The sequence below is a fragment of the Streptomyces colwelliae genome (assembly GCF_048158785.1).
In the GTDB taxonomy this organism is placed as follows: Bacteria; Actinomycetota; Actinomycetes; order Streptomycetales; family Streptomycetaceae; genus Streptomyces.
The window spans coordinates 1-2,663 of sequence record NZ_JBLTJC010000678.1 but is presented as its reverse complement, the minus strand read 5'-3'; the positions used below and the strand labels follow the sequence as shown (position 1 = coordinate 2,663).

The window sequence follows — 2,663 nt, the reverse complement described above, 5'->3', positions numbered from 1 at the left end:
GTACCGGCCGGCGCCCGACATCCGCGCCGCCGTCATCGCCACCGCCCGCGTCAACATGCACCGCAAGATGCTCAGACTCGCCGCCACCGGCCTGTTCCCGATCGCCGTGCTCGTCATCGGCGCCGACGCCGCGATCCAGAAGGCGAGCGACGACGGCGAACGCAGTCCGCAGGGCCTCGAAGGGTGCGGTGACGGCCTCGACTGGATGGTCACTGGCTTCGACGGCGGCACGGACAAGCGACCGCCAGCGCTGGTCGCGGCCCGTGAGATAAGCCGCCACGAGGTGGTCCTTCGAACCGAACTGGTTGTACAGGGTCCGCTTGGTCACCCCTGAGTGCTCAGCGATCAGATCCACACCGACCGCTGTGATTCCGCGGTCGTAGAACAGCTCCTCCGCGGCCGCCACGATCCGGCGCCCGGCCGGCGTCAACGGCCGCGCTTCCTGCACTGGCAGCGTTCCCTGAGCTGGCCGCGCCTCCTGCACTGCGGGCCCCTTCACTGATCGGTGTACGGTGAGAGATGTTCACAGATCAGTATACCTGCGAGGAGGTTCACGCGATGAGTACGTCCCAGTTCATGCGCGCGGTGCGCATCACAGGGCACGGAGGGCCGGAGGTCCTTGAGCCGGCGGAGGTCGCCGTCCTTGCCCCGCGGGCGGGAGAGGTACTGGTCCAGGTCGGTGCCGTAGCCCTGAACAACACCGACCTGTGGACCCGGGAGGGCGCCTACGGCCGTCCGGGAGATCCGAAGGCGCTGTCGGGCTGGCGCGGCCCGATCGACTTCCCGCGCATCCAGGGCGCCGACGTGGCCGGCCGGGTCGTGGCCGTCGGGGCCGGAGGGGAGGCGAGCCTCGTCGGGCGCCGGGTGGTCGTCGACCCCGCGATCTACGACACCGAAGGCCCGGACGCCAACCCGGTGGGCCTGATGGGGAGTGAACGCGACGGCGGATACGCCGAGTACGTGACGGCGCCGGTGGAGCGGGTGCACGACGTGACGGAATCCCCGCTCACGGACGACCAGTTGGCGGCGTTGCCGACCGCCTACGGCACGGCGCTGGGCATGATTGAACGGGGCCGGTTGCGGAAGGGGGAGACCGCCCTGGTCTCGGGAGCGTCCGGCGGCGTCGGGCTCGCGCTGGTGCAGATCGCCCGTGCGCGCGGTGCGAGGGTGCTCGCCATCAGCAGCGGACCCAAGGTCGACGCGGTGCGCGAAGAGGGCGCGCACGAAGTCATCGACCGCGCGGGTGATGTCGCCGAGCAGATCCGCACCGCCGCCCCGGAGGGCATCGACGTCACACTCGACGTCGTGGCCGGCGAACTGGTCGGCGAGGGACTGCCGTTGCTGCGCGAAGGGGGCCGGTGGGTCATCGCCGGCGCGCTCGCCGGCTACGACGTGACCTTCGACGTACGCCGTCTCTACCTGCACAACGCCCAGGTCATCGGGTCCTCCATGCACACGCCCGCACACTTCGACCTCCTCATGGACCTGGCTCGCCGGGCAGAGGTCCAGCCTGTCATCGCCGCGACCTTCCCACTGGACCAGGCCGCCCGGGCGCAGGAAGAACTCTCCCGCAGGGGCCACGTGGGAAAGATCGTCATGCACCCCTGAGTTCCGTCCGAATGCACCCCTGAGTTCCGTCCGACGGATCACGGGCGGAACGGTGCCGGTCGTCGGCGACGGTGTCGACGACGCCCCGGCGCTCGCCGCCGCCCCCACCGGTGCCGCCCCCACCGGTGCCGCCATGGGACGGGCGGGATCCGACCTCGCACTGTGGTGCCTTGCCAGGTCCGAGAACTCCTGCCGGACGCGCGTGCCGTGATTCGTGCGCGGCGTGAGCTTCTGAGTGTCCGGCGGAGTACCCCCGCCGGCTCCGGGCGACCACCACGAAGCCCCGGCGACCGCTCTGCGCCAGCGGTCGCCGGGGCTTCTCCATTGACTGTCGGGTCAGCTTCCGATTGTGCAGCACACGGACCTCCGCACCGCACCGACCTGCGCTTTTAGGTCAGAACGCAAGAACCTGGCTGGGCATGCGCCTGCCAGGCCATGCTGTGCGGAATCCAGCGTGGGGGGCACGCCGCTCCTCCGGAACCCGCTGACGAGGAGAATCCATGAAGCGCATCCGCACCGCCGCCGTGTCGACCGCCTTAGCCGCGATCGTCGTAGCCGGCGGCACCGTACTGACGGCCGGCCCGGCCTCCGCCGCGCCGACCCGCGACGTGGCCACCACCGGCGCCGTCCAGGCGGCCGCCTGGTACTGCGGCTACGACAACCGTGTGACACCGCCCACCATCCGCTACGGCAGCACCGGCAACACGGTCCGCGAGGCCCAGTGCTTGCTCATCACGCTCGGCTACTCCGTCGGCTCGTCCGGGATCGACGGTGACTTCGGTCCCGCCACCCGGTCCGCCGTCTACGCCCTGCAATCCGACTACGGGCTTCAGTACGACGGCATCGTCGGCCCGCAGACCTGGAACTGCCTGCGCAACTGCTGATCGCCGCGCGACGAGCCGCCCCGGATCCCGGGGCGGCTTCATCCGTTCCGTACCACCGAGAAAGGAAGCGCTCATGCCATCCCTACGCTCGATCGCGGCGGCCGCGGCAGCCGCCGCCCTGACCGTCGGTCTCGGCACACAGGCCGTCGCCCTGCCCGCCGCCCCCGACAC

The 2,663-nt window shown here is 70.8% G+C and carries 3 protein-coding genes; all 3 read left to right on the top strand.

The features are described 5' to 3' along the window. Positions 1–334 (top strand): hypothetical protein (locus ACNFOC_RS53070; protein ID WP_416966123.1); only part of this gene is annotated, 334 nt, incomplete at its 5' end. Positions 335–558: 224 nt separating this feature from the next. Beyond that, positions 559–1,608, top strand: coding sequence for a zinc-binding dehydrogenase (locus tag ACNFOC_RS53065; RefSeq protein WP_416966122.1), 1,050 nt, complete (start codon positions 559–561; stop codon positions 1,606–1,608). 500 nt (positions 1,609–2,108) lie between these two features. Continuing rightward, positions 2,109–2,492, top strand: a complete 384-nt coding sequence (locus tag ACNFOC_RS53060) for a peptidoglycan-binding domain-containing protein (RefSeq protein WP_416966121.1) — start codon at positions 2,109–2,111, stop codon at positions 2,490–2,492. Positions 2,493–2,663 lie beyond the last annotated feature (171 nt).

Coding starts and splice junctions, on each gene's coding strand:
- ACNFOC_RS53065 (WP_416966122.1), top strand. CDS start 559: ATGAGTACGTCCCAGTTCATGCGCGCGGTGCGCATCACAGGGCACGGA.
- ACNFOC_RS53060 (WP_416966121.1), top strand. CDS start 2,109: ATGAAGCGCATCCGCACCGCCGCCGTGTCGACCGCCTTAGCCGCGATC.